The organism is Streptomyces sp. 3-6 (assembly GCF_056323165.1).
In genome coordinates, this window is the sequence record NZ_JBWHZP010000055.1 from 1 (window position 1) to 656 (window position 656).

Annotated in this window: 1 pseudogene; it reads right to left on the reverse strand. The window is 67.4% G+C overall.

The window, feature by feature from the left end:
* Positions 1–106 precede the first annotated feature (106 nt).
* A pseudogene (locus AC02VZ_RS26045) lies at positions 107–656 on the reverse strand (alpha-1,4-glucan--maltose-1-phosphate maltosyltransferase); the annotation flags it as partial.

Sequence of the window (656 nt, forward strand, 5' to 3'; positions counted from 1 at the left end):
AACGAGCGGACCAGCACCTCGTAGAAGACGGCGCGTTTGAACCACTCGGGGTCCCGGTCCCCGGCGGGGGTGTCCTCGAAGGTGTCCGGCACGGGTTCGTTGACGATCATGATGTGGGTGACCCTCCCATGTGCGGAGTGGACGGCCGCAGAACCGACGTGTGCTCACCCGGGGTGTCATCCCCGGGCCCCCGGCCGACGACGAGTACATGCGCTCCCCCCGGCCCCAGGCGCACGTAGTTGGCGCTGCCCCAGTGATAGGTCTCACCGGTGAGCTCGTCGCGCACCGGCACCGTCTCGTGCCGTTCGAGGCCGAGACACGGCATGTCCAACGAGACCGTGGCCTCCTGGGTGTGGTGGGGGTCGAGGTTGGCGACCACCAGAACCGTGTTCGAACCCTTCCGTTTCGAGTATGCGATGACCGGCTCCTGGTCCGCATGGTGGAAGTGCAGGTCCCGCAGCTGACGCAGGGCGGGGTTCTCCTGGCGGAGGGTGTTGAGTGTGGTGATGAGCGGGGCGATGGTGCGGCCCTCGCGTTCGGCGGCCTCCCAGTCACGGGGCCTGAGCTGGTACTTCTCGGAGTCGAGGTACTCCTCGCTGCCCTCCCGCAGCGGGGTGTTCTCGCACAGTTCGTAGCCGCTGTAGATGCCCCAGGTG